Origin of the sequence: Pseudomonas izuensis (genome assembly GCF_009861505.1) — a bacterium.
Taxonomy (GTDB): domain Bacteria; phylum Pseudomonadota; class Gammaproteobacteria; order Pseudomonadales; family Pseudomonadaceae; genus Aquipseudomonas; species Aquipseudomonas izuensis.
In genome coordinates this window covers 40,822-60,182 of record NZ_WTFT01000010.1, presented here as the reverse complement: position 1 = coordinate 60,182, position 19,361 = coordinate 40,822, and the positions used below count along the sequence as shown (strand labels likewise).

Genomic DNA, 19,361 nt, shown 5'->3' with positions numbered 1-19,361 from the left:
GCCGGGGCCGGGGCCGCAGGGGGGCGTCTGGACATCGCCCTTGAAACGCCGATGTACAACGATAAACAGGCGGGTAAAGACGTTCGTGTCATGCGGGAAATGATCATCGCCCAGGGACCGGATGACATCCTGCTGCCAGCGGCTTTGCAGCCGGGGGAGGCTGATCCGCTGCTGCGCTACGGCCAGACCCGCTTGAGCGCCGACAACTTGATGTCGGGTGGCTTCGACAGCCTCAACCTGCTGAGCCATGGCTCGCTGTCGTTTGACGGTGATGTCGACTTGCGCATGAATCAGAGTTTGAGCCTGTATGCCTGGTCGCTGTCCCTGGCCGAGGCTTCGAAAGAAACCGCGCGCATCCACCTGGCAGCCCCCTATATGCGTTTGTCTGGGCTGGGGGATTACTATGCCCAGTTCAATATCCGTCCAACGATTCTGAATACGCCGACCAAAAGAGTGTCGGACGCGCAGTTCACCGCCAGCGCAGATTTGCTTGACCTGAGCAACCGGATCTCGTTCGGTAGCCAGGGCGAGATCAGGCAACTCACCGGGCCTGCCCTGGCTGTCAGCCGGCGCAGCTTCGACCTGGTGACGCTCGACAGCCGCGGCGATATGCGTTTGCTGGCAAAGCCGGATACACAAGGTGCGTCCAGCCTGTGGACGGCGGGCGATCTTCACCTTGGCGCCGCACAGATCTATCCCGGCACGGGGGTCTGGTCCGAGATACGTTTCGGGTATCAAAGCGAGGCGTCGTTTGACCCCGATCGTACGCTGCGCATCAGCGGTCATGGCGCGGCTCCGGCCGCCATGCCTTACTCGGCCTTTGGCCGACTGGTGTTGAGCGGCGGCCATATCGAACAAGGCGGGGTCATTCGTGCGCCATTGGGCCTGATCGCGCTGGGCAGTGATTTCTATATCAACACCCGTGAGATCCAACTGTTGCCGGGCAGCGTGACCTCGGTCAGTGGCGCAGGGTTGGTCATGCCCTATGGCGGTACCACCGATGGCACTGACTATCGCTACAACGGCAAGTCGGTCGTGTTGAAGGGGATTGCCAACGAAGAGACCGGCGTGGTCCTGAATGCGCAGTACGTCGACGCACAAACGGGGTCGCTGATTGACCTGTCCGGGGGCGGTGACCTTCGCGGGGCCGGGTTTGTCTCCGGACGCGGCGGTTCCACCGATGCGCGCTTCAACCCACTGGTGCGCAACGCCAACGACGGTACGTTCAGCCTGCCGGGCCTGGGCAGTAACCCGATCTACGCCATCGTGCCGGGGAATCAGAGCGTCTATGCGCCGGTCGTGGCGGAGGCGGGTGCCAGTGACCCACGCATTGGCCAGCAGATCACCCTCGGTGCCGGTGTACCGGGCCTGGCAGCCGGCACCTATACCCTGTTGCCATCGACCTTTGCCTTGCTGCCTGGTGCATTCCGGGTCGAAGTCAATGGCCAGGCCGCGCCAGGTTCCGGCAGCGGCGCGCTGAAAATGCGCAATGGTTCCTGGACCGCTTCCGGGCAAATGTCGATTGCCAACACCGGACTGCGTGACAGCCTCGCCAGCCAGGTCATCCTGACTTCCGCCGATGTGCTGCGCCGGTATTCCCAGTACAACGAAACCAGCTACACCCAGTTCGTCTACAGCGACGCGGCGCGTCAAGGCATACCGCGCGCGCAGACGCCGCTGGATGGCAAGACACTCAACCTGTTGTTGAAAAAGGGTGATCACGATATCGCCCTGGATTTCAGCGGCAGGGTCATGTTTGGCGCTGCCGAGGGCGGTGCACTGGGGACGGCTGTGGTACGCGGGGCCTCGAGCTTTGAAATTCTTCGGGCAGGCGCAGCCCGCACCGAGGATTTTGAGGGTGTGTCGCTGACGGCCGACTCGCTCAACAACTTGGGCGCCGGGCGTTTGAGCATCGGTGCAGCGCCGAAGGTGGACTACAGCACTGCGGGCAACTTCATCAAATTCACCGGTTCCGCCAACAACATTACCCTGCGTGAAGGGGCGGTTCTTTCGGCTCCGGAAGTCGTGTTGCGCACCGGCGATGTACGAGGCGGCATCACGCTCGAAGCCGGAGCGGCCATCAATACCCTGGGCCGTGGCGATGTTCCTTACGACTCCAACTCGGGGTTCATCTATCAGCCGGAAAAAGCCGGGCTGTTGATCGTGTCCAACGGCTGGACCAATGTCCTGCCGTCCGAAGTAGGCGTTGACCTGGCGGGGGCGGGCTTCATCCGTATCGGCACGTGCCCGTCGACCTCGTGCAGTACCCCGGCATCGCTGTATTCCAACGGCAGCATCACCGCGGTCACCGATAAACAGTTCGAGCTCGGTGGATCGGTGCGATTCGGGACCCGTCACCTGACCCTGGCAATGGGCTCGGTGAACGCCGGCAGCGCCGAGGCGCTCGCCTTGGCGGGCAGTCATGTGCCCTCGGGGCTGACCCTGAACCAGGACGTCCTCGATCGTCTGTTGCGCGGCGATACCCAATACGGCGCGCCGGCCCTGGAAACCCTGAGCCTGACCACTCGCGATTCGTTCAACTTCTTCGGCAGCGTCACCCTCGATACCCTGGACCCGCAGACCGGCAAGAGCCGACTGGCCAACCTGGTGCTGGTCACTCCGGCGGTCTATGGCTTGGGCGATGCCAATGATGTGGCGACCATCCGTACGGCCAACCTGATCTGGAACGGTGCGACGCAAAACCCCGGCACCGTGATCAAGGACGGGGCCGGCACCGGTCACGGCACGCTGGACATCCAGGCGCAACGTATCGAGTTCGGTTACGGCCCGAACCCGCAACCCAGTGGTCTGGACCAGAACGACCGGCTGGCGTTGGGCTTTGCCAACGTCAACCTCAATGCCAGTGAGCGCATCACCGCCAACCACAAGGGCAGCCTGGCGGTGCACGAGCAGCAGGGCGCTTACGACCCGGTCAACGGCTATGCCTACAGCGGCGGCAATCTGAACCTGCGAACGCCATTGCTGACGGGTGAAGCCGGGTCGGTCAACCTGCTCAAGGCAGGCAACAACCTGACGTTGACCTCGCCCAATGGTGCCGGCACGCCGGCCGTTGCGGATGCCCTGGGCGCCGAATTGAACCTGCAGGCACGCAGCGTGCTGCTCGACAGCCGCATTGCTCTGGCCAGCGGCAAACTGTCGGTCAAGGCCGACGATGACGTGACGCTGAGCACTGGTGCTTACCTGGACCTGGCCGGGCGCACCTTGCCGTTCAATGATGTGAACAAATACAGCTGGGGCGGCGACGTGTCGCTCTACAGCGACAAGGGCAATATCCGCCAACAGGCCGGTTCACGCATCGATCTGTCGGCGGTCAACAACCAGGCCGGTCATCTCAGCGCGGTGGCGTTGGCCACTGGCGCGGGTGTGGTCGATCTACAGGGCGAGGTTCTCGGCAGCGCCAGCGGTTACTACGACGCGGGGGGCACATGGGTGCCGTACAACGCCGCGGGTGTAGACATTCGTGCCCGACAACTGGGCAGCGACGGGGATCTCAATCAAGCGTTCGCGGCCCTCAACCAGCGCCTGAACGCCGGCCAGGTGTATGGCAGTCGAAGTTTCCAGCTCAAGCAAGGCAACCTGTTGATCGGTGACGGGCTCAAGGCCGGTGAGGTCAATGTCTCGGTGGACAACGGCAGCCTGACGGTTGCCGGGTTGATCGACGCCAGCGGCGAGCGTGTCGGCAGTATTCGCCTGTCCGCCAGGCACGGCCTGACGCTGACAGGCAGCGCCGTGCTCGATGCCCATGGCCGAATGTTGCGGGTCGACAGCTATGGCAAAGTCATCGACGCGCCGAACCGCGCCATGGTCGAGCTCGATTCGGGGGATGGACAACTGACCCTGGCCTCGGGGGCGCGCATCGACCTGCGCCACGGCACCGATGCCGTACCTGGCAGCCTCGCGGGTCAGTACGACGGCCTGCTGCGTGGCACCCTGGAGTTGAATGCGCCGCGCCTGGGCGCCGGGGATATTGCGATTGATGCCAGCGGTGCCCTGAACATCCTGGGTGCGCGCTCCATCGGGCTCAATGGCACCCGACGTTACATTGATGCTGACGACGGCGTCGACCCGACCGTCAGCGGCCGCCCGTACCAGATCCTCGATCAGGCGTATCTGGATAATATTCATCGCGATAGCACGGGGTTTATCAATGCCGCTCTGACCAATAGCGATTTGCTGCAACGCAAACTCGCGGGCCTGAACAATGCCACCTACGCCGATGCGTTCCATTTGCGTCCGGGCGTGGAAATCGCCAGTAAAACCGCCGATGGCGATCTGGTGGTGCAAGGCGATCTGGACCTGTCCGGCTACCGCTATGCCAGCCTCAACCCGCACACGCAGAAAACCTCGGTCTATGGCTCGGGTGAGGCGGGCAGCCTGGTGATCCGTGCCGGCGGCAACCTCGATATCTACGGCAGCATCAACGACGGCTTTGCGCCGCCACCGCCAACCGTGGATGACGCTGGCTGGAAATTGCTGCCGGGGGTGCAGCCGTTCGGTGGTGACCTGATCGTGCCAGTCGCGGGCGTGACGCTGGCCGAGGGGACGCAGTTCCCGGTGGGTGTTGCCTTGAATTACGACTTGCCGATCCAGGCGGCCAACTTCGCCAACGGCACGTTGTTACCGACCCAGGCCATTCTCGCCGAACCCTACACGCTCGGCGCCGGCACTGTTCTGGCGGGGGCGGTGCACGACGCGGCGGGCAATCTGCTGTACAGCGCCGGGACCTTGCTTGGCGACAGCATCGTCTTGCCGGCGGGCAGTCGCCTGGGCGCCGGCATCCGCTTGAATAAAGCCACGGCGTTGCAAGGCATGATCTGGCCCAAAGGTGTGCCATTGCCAGGCAGTTACGACCCGGACCTGCGCACCGTCAATGGCATGTTTGTGCAGGGCTCGCTGGCGTTGCTGCGTGGCTCGCTGATTCCGTCCATGACCAACGTGGTTTTGGCCGATGGCACCACGGCCATTGAGCTTCGGCCGCTTGACGGTACCCGGCAGGGTGCCAACTGGGCCCTGGCAAGCATGTTGCCGTCAGGCAGTGCGTCGTGGTCGATGCGTGTGGTCGCGGGTGCCGATCTGGACGCGGCGGACAACCGCCAGATCAAACCGCTGACAGCGCAAGGTAATCTGCGGCTTGCGGATTCTCATTACGGTTTGAAAACCACCGGGGCGGGTGGCCTGGTATGGAGCGAGAACAATACCCACGGCAGGCCTGCCTACTCGCCTGTGTCCGACGGCGACCTGTCGATTTGTACGGACGACCCTGCCGCCTGCGAGCCCATGGCCCAATGGACCTGGGCCCCGGGCAACTGGGTGGGCATGCCGGACTACGCGCCCGTCACTGACGACCTGATCGAGTTATGCCTCATTTACCCGGAGGTATGCGTAGAGAGCAAGCCGGGTTACAAGGCCCACAGCCAGATGTTCAGCGTGCTGCGCACCGGTACGGGGGATCTGGACGTGATGGCGGCGGGCAACCTGAGCATGGACTCACCCTTCGGTGTGTACACCGCTGGTACGCAATCGAGCGATGTCGATCCGCGTTTCAACCAGCCCCGTGGTCGACTGTCGGACGACGGGTCCGTGCTGGGCAGCTCCGGCACGGACTATGAAAAATGGGTCAATGGCGGCAGCGATAGCCTCTATCAGGCCTGGTTCCCGCAGATGGGCGGAAACCTGACGATCAATGCCGGTGGTTCGGTCTCTGGCGATGTGGTTGGACAAAGGAGGGGGGCTTCTGCGGGAACGCGTGAGCAAAAAAACAGCGTTGCCGTGGGTAACTGGTTATGGCGCCAGGGTACGGGCAACGGCGAAATTCCCACGGCCTGGTGGATCAACTTCGGCAGCTATGCCACACAGCCGTTGAAGTCGACGGATGCCGATCCTGCGCCCTACCTGGTGGGCTTCACTGGCTTCGGCACCTTGGGTGGCGGCAATATCAGCCTTCGCGCAGGGACCGATGGTGGTCTGCTCAGACCTTTGGGGGATGCTTTTACAAAAGACTCGTTCTCGCGAAGCCAGGGTCTGATCGTGGCGGTAGGCAGCACCGGCCGGGTGGGCGACGACGGCAGCCTGCAACTGACCGGTGGCGGTGACATGGACATCCGCATCGGTGGCACGGTCAACCCGTCCCTGGAGGCCCGTGCCGGCCAATCCGGCATCGGAGTACCGCGTCATGATTTGCAGGGGGCGCTGATCAACCTGCGTGGTGCGGCACAATTGACGGCCTCTGCGATGGGTGCGGTCAACCTGCGTTATGGCTCGTTTTCCGGGTATCAGGACCAGCGCGAAAGCCGTGGCTACGATGCGTTCACCTCGACCACCAGTAGCGCCACCGGCGGCCTGGTGTTGATCCCCGGCGACTCGGGCATGCGCCTCAACACGAGGGGCGACCTGGTGTTGGGTGGCACCGTGGACCCGGGCCGGGTGCAGTTGCAAAACTCCACGGCGTTCACCACGCCCGATGGGGTGCTGCATGCGGGAGGCGGCTTGACCGGGTTCTCGTTATGGACCGATCACACCGCCATCGATCTGTTCTCGGCGGGGGGTAATCTCACCCCGAACACGCAGTTGGCGGACACCCGCAATCAGCAGGTTGTCCTGGGCAGTAATACCTCACCGACCGATAACCGTTTCGTCATACCGTCGATCCTGCGGGCGGTGGCCGCTCAGGGCTCGATCTATGCCGGGCCTTCCGCTGCCTATAATGGCGGGGGCAGTGAATTCAACGGGGCTGCTTACTCCTTGCTGCTGGCGCCGTCGAATGCGGGGCAACTGGAGCTGCTGGCGGGCAACTCCATTTATGCCGGCGGCTACGCGATCAATCAGTCGGGGGCCAGTCCGCTGTCCATCAGCACACCCTTTGCGCCGGCCTTCAACGGTTATTCCGCAGGGCCCTTCAATCGGGTGGACTTGCTGATGAGCAACCGTGGCATTGATGGTGTCCAGGCCTCCACCAACAATTCGCGTTACCCATTGTTTGCCTTCGGCGCCGACAGCTATTCAGGGTTGAGCGGTACTCAGGCGCCTGCGCGGTTCTATGCCTTGACCGGCGACCTGGTGGGCGTTCGCAGTGGCGAAACCCTCAATTTCAGCAACTCGAAACGTGTCTGGTACGAAGCCGCGGGGCCGGTATGGATGGTGGCGGGGCGCGATATTGTCGCGTCGGGTACGACGTTGGGCAGTCCGGTGCAGGTGCCAAAGGAAGGGATCGGCAACAGTCTGGACACCATTACGTCGACCGGCAACCTGTTCATCCACAACAACCCGAACGACGTCTCGCGTGTTTCCGCGGGTCGCGACATTCTCTACAGCAGCTTCGACATCGGTGGCCCCGGCACCCTGGAAATCAACGCCGGGCGCAATATCCTGATGGAGAACCGGGCGAGCATCACCAGCATCGGGCCGGTGGCGCCGGGGGACAAACGTGCGGGGGCAAGCGTGGTGTTGCAGGCCGGCGCAGGGGCGCAAGGCCCGGATTACGGACGCTTCATTGCCCATTATCTGGACCCGAAAAACCAGGCCGTCAGCGGCACGCCACTGAGCGAGCAGCCGGGCAAGGTGGTCCGGACCTACGACGAGGAACTGGTGTCCTGGCTGACCCTGGGCTACGGCTTCAGCGGCAACGACGAGCGGGCGCGTGCCTTCTACGCGGCATTGCCCGGCAGCGAACAGGCGATCTTCGCCCGTCAGGTGTACTTCGCGGAACTGCGTGCCGGTGGCCTGGAATACAGCGACGAGACCGGCCCGCGCCAGGGTAGCTACCTGCGCGGTCGCAATGCGATTGCCGCGCTGTTCCCGACCACGGATGTGGCGGGCAATCCGATCCGCTACGACGGCGACATCACCTTGTACGGAGGCGCGGGCATCAAGACCCTGTTCGGTGGTGACATCCAGATGCTCACCCCCGGCGGCACTCAGGTATTCGGCATCGAAGGCGCTGCACCGCCGTCCACGGCGGGGATCGTCACCCAGGGCACGGGCAACATCCAGCTCTATTCCCAAGGCAGCATCCTGCTGGGCCAGAGCCGGATCATGACCACCTTCGGTGGCGGCATTCTCGGCTGGTCGGCCGAAGGCGACATCAACGCCGGCCGGGGTTCGAAAACCACCGTGGTGTTCACGCCGCCCAAGCGCGTCTACGACCCCTGGGGCAACGTGACCCTGTCGCCAACGGTGCCGAGCACCGGCGCCGGTATCGCCACGCTCAATCCGATCGCCGAAGTGCCGCCGGGGAACATCGACCTGATCGCGCCGCTGGGCACCATCGATGCCGGCGAGGCGGGGATCCGGGTGTCGGGCAACCTCAACATCATCGCCTTGAAGGTGGTCAACGCGGCGAACATCCAGGTGCAGGGCAAGTCGTCGGGGGTTCCGGTGACGGCGGCCGTGAACACCGGGGCGATCACCTCGGCCAGCTCCGCCGCCACCTCCGCCACCCAAGCGGCCGAAGACATGTCACGCCAGCAACAGGCCGCGTCGCGCAAGAACCAGGCCTCGGTGTTTACCGTGCAAGTGTTGAGTTTTGGCTCCGAGCAACTGGCACCGAATCGCGATGGCGCGAACCTTGTGCCAGCACCGGTGTACAACCCCGATAGCCCGGTGCAGGTGCTGGGGGCGGGTGTGCTGGATGAGCGGGCGCGGGGGCAATTGACGGAGGAAGAGCGGGGGAGTCTGACGTTGTAAGACTGCTTCGTCAGGCTTGAGGGCGGCCTTCGGGTCGCCTTTTTTTTGGGGCGCCTGGACCTGTAGGAGCTGGCTTGTCGGATCGCCGCACCGCAGCGAAGACGGTGGCACAACCGACATCGATCCCTGACTGACAATCCGCTTTCGCTGGCAAGCCAGCGCCTACAGGGGCGATGCGTACGAACGCCCGGACCAGCGAATTTTGAAATGAAGCTTTCATGACAAAAGTTCGGTAGCACAACGCCAGCCCGGTCATGCCTATGTGACGTGCTTGAGGGGGCCGCACGGCCAGTTTTCTGGCTGTTGGCGGCAAGCCGGTACTTCGAATTCAGGGGGTGGTGTGGAGCATTTTTTCAAGTCACGGACGGCGCTGTGGGGCTGGCTGCTGCTGGCGGCCGGCACGCAGCCGGCGTGGGCGGATGTGAGCGCCGAAGCAGCGGCACCGGTCAAATTGGTGGACGTCAACGAATACTTTGTGCGCGGCAATACCGTGCTTGATGCAAGGGTGATCGAAGAAGCGGTCTACCCGTTTCTCGGCCCGCAGAAGGCACTTGCCGACATCGAAGGCGCCCGCGATGCCTTGCAGAAGGTCTATCAGGCGCACGGTTATCAATCGGTGTTCGTCGAATTGCCACAGCAGCAAGTCGAGGACGGCATTGTCTATCTGCAAGTCAGCGAGACCAAGGTCGGGCGGGTGCGGGTGGTCGGTGCCAAACACTACTCGCCCGTGGAAATCCGCGAAGACGTACCGGCGCTGAAAGAAGGCCAGGTGCCGGATTTCGCTCAGGTCCAGAGCGAATTGGCGCAGCTCAACAAGACCCCGGGCCGTCAGGTAATGCCACTGGTGCGCGAGGGACAGCGACCGGGGACCATGGACGTAGACCTGCAGGTCGAAGACCAGAATCCATGGCAGGCCAGTCTCGGGTTGAACAACGATTACAGCGCCGACACCGAGAAGCTGCGCAGCGTCGCCAGCCTCGGCTACAACAACCTGTGGCAACTGGGGCACAGCGTTTCGCTGACGTTTTTTACCGCGCCGCAAGACACCTCCAACGCCAAGGTATGGTCCGGGTCCTACACCGCGCCGCTCGATGAGCGCTGGAGTGTGCAGGTCTCCGGCTACCAGTCCGACAGCAACGTGGCGACCATCGGCGGCAGCAACGTGCTGGGCAAGGGTCATTCCTACGGGGTGTCGGCGATCTACACGCTGCCGTCCAGCGGCAACTGGTCCAACTCATTGTCGGCGGGCATCGATTTCAAGGACTTCGACGAGCAACTGGACTTTGCCGGGGACACCGACAAGGTGCCGCTCAAGTACGCGCCGTTCACCTTCGCCTACAACGGCTTTCGTTACTCTGAAAGTTCTCAGTTGAGCCTGGGCCTAAGCCTGGTGGCCGGCACACGCAGCTTCCTCGGTTACGGCAGTTCTGACGAAGACTTCGACTACAAACGCTATCGCGCCAGCCCAAGCTTTGCCGTGCTCAAGGGCGATACCAGTTACACCTGGACCTTTGCCAGCGACTGGCAGAGCGCGTCCAAAGCCGCGTTCCAACTGGCTTCCGGGCCGTTGGTGTCCAACGAACAATTCTCTGCCGGCGGTGCCACTTCGGTGCGCGGCTATCTGGCCGCCGAGCGCACCGGCGATGACGGTTACCTCTTGAGCCAGGAACTGCGCACGCCTTCCCTGGCCAAGTACCTGGGCAGCTACGTCCAGGAATGGCGCTTCTACGCCTTTGCCGAGGGCGCGCAGTTATACCTGCGCGACGAGCTGCCCGATCAGGACGCGGACTACGCCTTGGCCAGTGTTGGCCTGGGCACCCGCGCAAGCTTGAGCAAATGGCTGTCCGGCAGCCTGGATTGGGGCTACCCGCTGCTCGAAGGGCCCAACACCTCGAAACAGGAATCGCGCCTGCATTTCAACCTGCAAGCGACCTTCTGAACCTACGGAGATTTTTTCATGCAGCGCTTATTGATCGCTTTTCTGACGTGCCTGGGCTTTGTGCTCCCGGCCACTGCCCATGCCTGGTGGCAGGACGACTGGCATTACCGCAAACAGATCTCCGTCGACACCACGCCCCAGGGCGCGGCAATCAACGACGCTTTGGGCCGGACACCGCTGCTGGTGCGCCTGCACACCGGCAACTTCACCTTCGATGGCGTCAAGGAAGACGGTTCGGACCTGCGCTTTGTCGCCGCCGATGACAAGACCGTGCTCAACCACCAGATCGAGAGCTTCGACGCACTGATGGGCATGGCGCTGGTGTGGGTTGATGTGCCGAAGGTTGAAGGCGGTCAACGCCAGGACCTCTGGATGTACTACGGCAACCAGAAGGCCCCGGCCACCGGCAACGGTCAGCTGACGTTCGATCCGAATTACACCGCGCTCTATCACTTTGAAGGTGCCAATGGCCTGCCGGCCAAGGACACTACGGCTTATGGCAACACCGCGCAAAGCGCTACCGGTGCGAGCATCGACGGCGTGATCGGTCGCGCCCTTCAAATGAGTGGGCAACCACTGTTGTTACCCGCCAGCCCATCGTTGCAGCACAACGCCGGTAGTGCCTTCACCTTCAGTGCCTGGCTGAAGCTTGAGCAAGCCAATGGCGAACAGCTTGTGCTTGTGAGGCGCGAGGGTGAGCAAAGCTTGCTGGTCGGTTTGAACCAGGGCATGCCCTTCGTGGAAATCGACGGTCAGCGCGCCAATTCGACGCAGGCGCTGAACCCCGGCCAGTGGCAGCACCTGGCGCTGACCGCCGAGGGCAGCAAAGTTTCGCTGTACGTCAATGGTCGCGAAACCGCGAGCCTGGCGCTGGCGATGCCTGCGTTCAACTCGGTCATGGCCATCGGTGCCGACCTGTCCGCCAGTGCCTATCTGCCGTTTGCCGGCGCCATCGATGAACTGCGCCTGTCGAAGGTCGTCCGGCCCGCCGCGCAATTGCTTGCCGACGCCAGCGCCCAGGGCGCCGAGTCGAAACTGGTGGCTTATGGGGTGGATGAAGAGCAGTCGGGCTACGGCTTTGGCAGCCTCGGTTTCCTGCTCAATGCGGTGCCGATGGATGCCTGGGTGATCATCGCGGTGCTGGTACTGATGATGTTCCAGTCGTGGTTCATCATGATCCGCAAGAACCGCATGGTCAGCCGCGTCAGCGCCGCCAACGAAGCCTTCCGCGAGCAATTCGCCAAGGTCGGCACGCGCCTGGAAATGTTCGCCGATGATCGGGACCTCGCCCAGCGTTTGCAGCACTCATCGCTGTGGCGCCTGTATCAGGTGGCGGTCAAGGAAATCCGTACCCGCCGCGAGCAGGGCGCCGACACCTCTTCGGTATCGGCAGCCACCATTGAAGCCATCCGCTGCTCCATGGACGGTGTGCGCACCCGGGAGAACCAGGCGCTCAGTTCAAAGCTCTCGACCTTGTCCAACGCCATCGCCGGTGGGCCCTACATCGGCCTGCTCGGCACGGTGCTGGGGATCATGGTGGTGTTCCTCGGCACGGCCATGGCCGGCGACGTCAACATCAATGCCATTGCACCCGGCATGGCGGCCGCGTTGCTGGCCACGGCCATGGGCCTGTTCGTCGCGATCCCGGCGCTGTTTGGCTACAACCGCCTGATCACCCGCAACAAGGAAGTCAGCGCCGACATGCGCGTGTTCGTCGACGAGTTCATCACTCGCCTGGCGGAGATGCACGGCGAAAGCCAGTTCAGTGAAGCGGCGCACCGCCGTGGCAACCATACCAACGCATCCGTATCGGCCTGAGGAGCATTGCCATGGCTTCTGTAAATGCCTCCCACGACGATGACGATGATGCAGCGGTAGACAGCATCAACATCACACCCCTGGTGGACGTGCTGATGGTGGTGCTGGTGATGTTCATCCTCACCGCCACCGCCCAGGTCTCGGGCATCCAGATCAACCTGCCCAAGGCCAGCGCTTCGGTATCGCTGTCCGAAGCCAAGACCAAGGCGATTTCGGTCAATGACGGCGGCCAGGTGTTCCTCGATGCCTACCCGGTGACCCTGACCGAGCTGGAGGATCGCCTGCGCATTGAAAAGGCCGGCAACCCCGACTTCCCGGTGATCGTGCGCGGCGATGCCACGGTGCAGTACCAGAAAGTCATCGAGGTGCTGGACCTGCTGCGCCGTCTTGAACTGTCACAGGTCGGTCTGGTGACCGGCAAACCGGCGCAGGGCTGACCATGACTGCTCAACTTCCGATTCCTCCGTCTCCGGTCAAGCAGTCGCCCCTGCGGTTCGTGCAGTGGGGCGCCGGTTTGCTGATCGCCGGCGTGGCCGCGTGGTTGCTCTGGCAGTGGGCCAACGACATGAGCGGTGTGCGCCGTGAAGCACCGAAAGTGCCGACCATCATCCCGTTGCCGCCACCGCCGCCGCCACCGCCGGAAAAACCACCGGAGCCGCCAACCCCCGTGGAAGAAAAAATGGTCGAGCCCGAGCCGACGCCGGAGCCTGAAGAGGTGAAACCCGAGGAAGAAGCACCGCCGTCCCCGGCGGATGACCTGGCCAATCCGATGCAAATGGACGGTGACGCACAGGCCGGCAACGACGCTTTCAATATCGGCGCGGGCAAGGGCGGCGGCATGGCCGGCGCCGGCGGCGGACGCTTGGGCAACGGCACCTACAGCCAGTTCCTGGCGTTCACCTTCCAGCGCTTGCTGCGCGAGAACCCGGACCTGCGCAACCTGGCCTTTTCCCTTCAGGCCGATGTCTGGCTGAGCAGCGTCGGCGAAATCACCCGGGTCGAGCTGATCAAGTCCAGCGGCAACCCCGGGATTGACACCCAGGTGCTCGCGGCACTGCGCAACGCGCCTGCGTTAAGCGAACGGCCACCGGCCTCGATCACTTTGCCTGTGCGCCTGTCCTTGCAAGGACGGCGTCCGGGCTAATCAAAATTTCCAGCTTTGCCAAAAGGAGTTGTGTGCAAATGATTTCCAATGTGAATCGATTGTCCCTGGCGGTCGGCATGGTCGTTGCGACCCTGGTCGGTCAGGCCGCAGCGGCGCCTGCGCCCTCGGAGAACGCCACGATCAATCTGATCCGCTTGCTGGTGGAGCAAGGCGTGTTGAAACAGGACAAGGCCGACAAGTTGATTGCCCAGGCCCAGAGTGAAGCGGATCAGGCCCGCAAGACCGCGACCGCCGCGACTACGCCTGCCGTTGTCGCCAGCGGCCCGGCCGCGGCGCCAGGCGATGTGCGGGTGCAATATGTGCCCGCCGCCGTGCGCGACCAGATCCGCGATCAGGTCAAGGCCGAAGTCATGGCCACCGCCAAACAGGAAAACTGGGCCCAGCCCAACACGTTTCCCGACTGGGTATCGCGTATCAGCTTCGACGGCGACATTCGCCTGCGGGACGAGTCGCGCTATTACTCGGACACCAACAGCAATCAGATTGTCGACTTCGCCAAGCTCAACAACAACGGCCCGTTCGACGTGAACCCCAACAGCAGCACCAGCTTGCCGCCACTGCTCAACACCCGCGAAGACCGCGACAACCTGCTGCGCCTGCGGGCGCGCCTGGGCATGAAAGCGGTGATCGCGCCGGACTGGACCGCCGGCATTCGCATCGGCACCGGTTCGGACAATAGCCCAGTGTCGACTACCCAGACCCTCGGTGGTGGCTTCGGCAAGAAAGACATCTGGCTCGATCAGGGTTACTTGACCTGGAAAGCAACGAACGACTTGACCCTGACGGGAGGCCGCTTCACTAACCCATTCTTCTCCACCGACATGCTCTATTCCAACGAGCTGAACTTCGACGGTATCGCGGCGATTTTCGATCACAAGTTCAACCGTGACTGGGGCGTGTTCGGCACCGTCGGTGCATTCCCGATCGAGTACACCAACGACACCACCTCCAGCAACGGCTTCGACAAGGAAGAGAGCGATAACAAATGGCTGTATGGCGCGCAGATCGGCGCCAACTGGGCGATCAATTCCGGCAACCGTCTCAAGGGCGCGTTGGCCTACTACCGTTTTGACGATATCGAGGGCCAACGCTCCAGCCCTTGCGAGCCCTGGGCCGGCGCACCGGGTTGCGACAGCGATGGCACACGCGCAGCGTTCATGCAAAAGGGCAACACCGTGTTCCTGCTGCGCGACATCACGCCGAACCCGCTCAACCCAGCCACCACACCGCAGCCGCAATTCGTCGGCCTGGCCTCGGAGTTCAACCTGCTGGACGTGAATTTCGTGCTCGACAGCGATCTGCCGCAGGACTTCAAACTGCGCAGCCAGGCCAACTATGTGCACAACCTGGGCTACGACGAAGGCGACATGCGCAAGCGTTCGGCCGGGCAGATCGTCAACAACCTCGACAGCGACGGCAACATCGAGAGCGGCGCCAATGCCTGGATGGTCCAGTTCACCCTTGGCAACGCCCTGGACCTCAGGAAGCAGGGCGACTGGAACCTCTTCGCCGGCTACAAGTACATCCAGCCGGATGCCTTGCCTGACGGCTTCAACGATTCCTCCTTCCACCTGGGCGGCACCAATGCCAAGGGCTACTTCCTGGGCGGCAACTACGGCCTGGCCAAGAATGTCTACGCCACCGGACGCTGGTTGAGCTCAGAAGCGGTGTACGGCGCGCCGTTCGATATCGACGTCTTGCAGCTGGAAATCAACACGCGCTTCTAAGGCGCAGGGAGAGCGGCATGAACACACGAATCCCGGCCAGATTCTGGCTGATGGCGATAGCACTGATGGTCGCCCAGGGGGCCAGCGCCGAGGGCATGGAAGAGCGCCTGCGTACGCAGTTGCGCAGCACCACCCAACAATTGCAGGCCCTGCAAAGCCAGCAGGCCCAGGCCAGTGCCGCGCAGGTGGCGGCGCAGGCGGAGGCCAAGGCCGCCCAGGCGCAGATCAAGCAGTTGACGGCGGAGCTGGCCAAGGCCAGAGGGATGGCCGAGCAACTGGCAGGCCAGCACGACAGCTTGCAGAGCCAGGCCCAGGCCCAGGTGGCAGCCAGCCGCGAACAGATCGGCAAGTTCAAGCAGGCTTACGACGAGCTGCTGGTCATGGCCCGGGGCAAGGAAGCCGAACGGGCACGGCTTGAGGCACAACTGGCCGAACGTGACACACAAATGCAGCAATGTTCGGTCAAGAATCAACAGATGTATGGCGTGGCCAAGGAGATCCTCGCGGCCTACGAAAAAATCGATGTCGCCGAGGTCATGAACATTCGCCAACCCTTCGCCGGCAGCGCGCGGGTCAAGTTCGAAGAACTGGCCCAGGGCTTCGGCGACGAACTCTACAAGACCCAATTCGACGCGCCTCAGGCTGCGATCACTCACTGAAAAACAGGGAAGAACTTCACATGACTCAATTGATCGCTCACGTATCGCCACAATCGCTAACCCAAGCACTGCAAGCGGCAGGCTATCGGGTCAACCAGACTGAACAGAACGGCATCGTGCAATTGCTCAGCGCCAGCCAGGGCATCGGCTACGCCGTGCGTTTCGGCAACCCGGCGGCTGAGCAGGGCAGCTATGTCGATTTCACCTTCAGTTGCGCCTTGCGGGTGCAGGGTGAGTTGCCGGCGGGGCTGGCGCAATTGTGGAACGCTTCGCGCCGGTTTGCCCGGTTGTCGGTGCAGGGCGAGTTTCTGGTGATGGAAATGGACGTGGTGGTGGCTGCCGGCGTCAGCGCCGATTATCTGCGCGGCAACCTGGAGTTGTGGGATCGCTTGTTGCAGGAATTCATCGTCTACCTGCGCGATTACAGCCAGAACGCTGCACAGTTGCAGACTCAGGTTGAAACCGTCGATGCCTCGGAGCAAGAGGTTGCAGCCCTGTGAAAAAGCGCACAGTGGTGGCCAGCGCTGGAGCACTGGCCGTATTGGTGGTTGCCGTGGCCCTGGGCTTGCGGCCGGGCAACGATCCGGTCGCAGCGCCGCAACCTGTGACCACGATCATTGCAGCGGGCGAGCCGGCGGTTGCGCGGTTGGGCAATCAGCAAGTGGCGACCGAGGAACTCAAGGCGTTGCTCGTGACGTTACCACCGGAGTCGCGAGAACAACTGCGCACAGATCGCGCCACGCTGGAAAGCTGGATACGTTCGCGCCTGGCCGAGAAAGCGGTGCTCGAACAGGCCGACGCTCAGGGCTGGCGGCAACGTCCGGACGTCGAGCGGCAAACCCGGGCTGCTACCGAGCAGATCGTGTTTCGCGACTATTTGCAGTCAGTCAGCCAGGTGCCGGCGGATTACCCCAGCGACGCCGAGTTGCAAAAAGCCTATGAGGCGGGCAAGTCCGAATGGATGATGCCGCCCCTGTACCGGGTCAGTCAGATTTTCCTTGGGGTGAGCGATTCACAAAGCCTGGAAACCGTACGCAAGCAAGCGCAGGAGCTGAGCCGCAAAGCCCAGGCGGCCCCGGCGGAATTTGCCGCGCTGGCCAGCCAGTACTCGCAGGATCGCGACAGTGCCGGGCGCGGTGGCGATGCCGGTCTGCAACCCTTGCAGCAGTTGGTGCCTGAAGTCCGTGGCACGGTGTCGCGGCTGAAGGTCGGGGCAGTGTCCGATCCCGTGCAGAGTCCGGCCGGGTTTCACGTGATCAGACTCACTGAACTGCAACCGGCTCGGGTGGCTACCCTGGACGAGCTGCGCGACCGACTGACCCAGGCGCTGCGTGCCCAGCGTCAGGAGGCGATCGCCAAGGCGTATCTGGAAGGCATGCTCAACACGGCAATGCTGAGTATCGACGGGGCCGAGTTGAGCAAGGTGCTGGAGGAGAAACGCTAACGCATCGACACCAACCCTGTAGGAGCAAAGCTTGCTCGCGATGGCGGCGTATCAATCAACATTTATGGCGCCTGACACACCGCCATCGCGAGCAAGCTTTGCTCCCACAGAGCAGATGTGGAGGCAAGACAACACAATCGACAGGGAGTCATCGATGTCATTTTCAGAGACGGCAGGGCGCCATGATGCGGCCGATTACCGCGCTTGCGCCGCAAAGTCCGAATCCTGGCTGGCGCAGGCGGCGAGGATCGAGACCGAGGTCGCGCAATGCTTCATGGTCAGCGCCCGCTGTGGCTGCTTCATGCAGGCTGCCCGCAGCCTTGACGTCAGGCCTGCGCTGCTGCGCAAGCATCTGGCTCAGTTGGAAGAGCAACTGCAACGTACACTTTTCAAATTTCAGGGCAGTGAGCTGACACTCAGCCGTGACGGCAAGCATCTGCAGGCTCAACTGATGGCCCTGGCCCACGAGCGCCAGTTGCCGGTCATCGAGCGGCCGCTGATTCGTCTGGCCGTGGCCGAAACGATCCTGCACGACATCCTCGGCCGGGATCTGATTGCGCTGCTGCGCCGCAATGCCAGCGTGCGCCTGGACATCATTTCGCTGGACAGCGAATTGTCCCTGCAAGCGGTCAGCGCCGATGTGGTGGTGTGGCTGGCCAGTTCCGATACGCCTTTGCCCGGTCCGAGTTTTGCCATCAGCGAACCTCGGCGTCTGGCCCAGCTGGACTATCTACCGCACATTGCCAAGCGTTACTCACGGGTCGCCTCGCGCCCCGACAGCCTCGATGACCTGGCCGACTTCCTGTTGGTGCAATGGCAACATGACCGGCAGATCGAGAGCTTCCGGCCGTGGAACCAACTGGTGGACCAGCGACTGGCCGGGGTCGTGCAGTTGCATTCCTATGAACTGATGCTGGAGATGATCCGCTGCAGCGCGTGCATCGGCCTGTTGCCCGGCTACATGGGCCGCTTCGATCGTGGCTTGATCGGCTTGCCGCAGCTATTCGGCCAACCGATGCAACGCCAGGTGTGGATGGCGGTGAATGCAGGGTCCGAAGGGGAGTCGCAGGTGCAGATGCTGGTGGAGTTGATCCAAAACACCTTCAACGAACGCCAGGAGTGGTTCCAAAGCTGACCCGGATCCCCTGTAGGAGCGAGCCTGCTCGCGATGGACGTCAACGATAACGCGCCCCGTCTGAATGATCGGGTTGCCTGGACGTTTTTCGCGAGCAGGCTCGCTCCTACAAGGGGTCTCGCCATGTTGCAGAAATGCGTTGTAGAGTGGCCAGCCATGTCTTCAAGGATGAATCACCCATGCCCGCCACCGATTCGGTTATCACCCTCGAACGCCTCAACGAATCCCACATCGAAAGCCTCACCGCGCTGTATCACGAACCGGCCGTATCCCGCCAAACCACGCAATTGCCGTTTCCTGCCACCGAACGCTGGCGCAAGCGCCTGGAGCCGGACAACGAACGGATGGTGCAACTGGTGGCGCTGCATCAGGGGACTGTCATCGGTCACATCAGCCTGGAGCAGTTCTCGCGGATCCGGCGCAGCCATGCCGCCAGTTTCGGCATTGGCGTTGCACTGGCGTGGCAGGGCAAGGGCGTGGGTTCGAAACTGCTGGCGACTGTGCTCGACATCGCCGACAACTGGATGAACCTGCATCGCATCGAATTGACTGTTTATGCCGACAACGAATCCGCCATCGGCCTGTACCGCAAATTCGGTTTCGAAACCGAAGGACTGTTACGCGATTATGCGGTGCGTGACGGCCAATGGGTCGACGTCCTGAGCATGGCGCGCCTGCGTCGCATGCCCGGCCAAATACCTCCCGGCGTTTAATCGTACGCGACTGGCGCGCTTCTGCCATGCTGAATGTCCGCAGCACCGTTTCAACCAA

At 62.7% G+C, this 19,361-nt stretch carries 11 protein-coding genes; all 11 read left to right on the top strand.

Translation table 11 applies throughout. The annotated features are described in order from the left end of the window. The first annotated feature begins 90 nt into the window (after positions 1 to 90). On the top strand, positions 91 to 8,703 hold the full coding sequence (locus GPL81_RS10425; protein WP_425502555.1) for a filamentous haemagglutinin family protein: 8,613 nt from the start codon (positions 91 to 93) through the stop codon (positions 8,701 to 8,703). 340 nt (positions 8,704 to 9,043) lie between these two features. Beyond that, complete coding sequence (locus GPL81_RS10420) at positions 9,044 to 10,642, top strand: ShlB/FhaC/HecB family hemolysin secretion/activation protein (protein ID WP_160106670.1); 1,599 nt, start codon at positions 9,044 to 9,046, stop codon at positions 10,640 to 10,642. An 18-nt stretch (positions 10,643 to 10,660) separates the two neighbouring features. Then, complete coding sequence (locus GPL81_RS10415) at positions 10,661 to 12,460, top strand: DUF2341 domain-containing protein (protein ID WP_160106669.1); 1,800 nt, start codon at positions 10,661 to 10,663, stop codon at positions 12,458 to 12,460. Between the two features lie 11 nt (positions 12,461 to 12,471). After that, positions 12,472 to 12,897: an ExbD/TolR family protein gene (locus tag GPL81_RS10410; protein WP_160106668.1), complete on the top strand. Its 426-nt coding sequence runs from the start codon at positions 12,472 to 12,474 to the stop codon at positions 12,895 to 12,897. A gap of 2 nt (positions 12,898 to 12,899) precedes the next feature. Then, positions 12,900 to 13,604: an energy transducer TonB family protein gene (locus tag GPL81_RS10405; RefSeq protein ID WP_160106667.1), complete on the top strand. Its 705-nt coding sequence runs from the start codon at positions 12,900 to 12,902 to the stop codon at positions 13,602 to 13,604. A gap of 38 nt (positions 13,605 to 13,642) precedes the next feature. Continuing rightward, positions 13,643 to 15,352: a putative porin gene (locus tag GPL81_RS10400; protein ID WP_160106666.1), complete on the top strand. Its 1,710-nt coding sequence runs from the start codon at positions 13,643 to 13,645 to the stop codon at positions 15,350 to 15,352. 17 nt (positions 15,353 to 15,369) lie between these two features. Then, positions 15,370 to 16,011, top strand: coding sequence for a DNA repair protein (locus GPL81_RS10395; protein WP_160106665.1), 642 nt, complete (start codon positions 15,370 to 15,372; stop codon positions 16,009 to 16,011). 20 nt (positions 16,012 to 16,031) lie between these two features. Then, complete coding sequence (locus tag GPL81_RS10390; RefSeq protein WP_160106664.1) at positions 16,032 to 16,511, top strand: YbjN domain-containing protein; 480 nt, start codon at positions 16,032 to 16,034, stop codon at positions 16,509 to 16,511. Then, entirely contained in the window at positions 16,508 to 17,455 is a 948-nt protein-coding gene (locus GPL81_RS10385; RefSeq protein ID WP_160106663.1) for a peptidylprolyl isomerase, read from the top strand. Before GPL81_RS10390 ends, GPL81_RS10385 begins: the two co-directional genes overlap by 4 nt. 154 nt (positions 17,456 to 17,609) lie before the next feature. Next, complete coding sequence (locus tag GPL81_RS10380; protein ID WP_160106662.1) at positions 17,610 to 18,590, top strand: LysR family transcriptional regulator; 981 nt, start codon at positions 17,610 to 17,612, stop codon at positions 18,588 to 18,590. Between the two features lie 179 nt (positions 18,591 to 18,769). After that, on the top strand, positions 18,770 to 19,303 hold the full coding sequence (locus tag GPL81_RS10375) for a GNAT family N-acetyltransferase (RefSeq protein WP_160106661.1): 534 nt from the start codon (positions 18,770 to 18,772) through the stop codon (positions 19,301 to 19,303). The last annotated feature ends 58 nt before the right edge of the window (positions 19,304 to 19,361 follow it).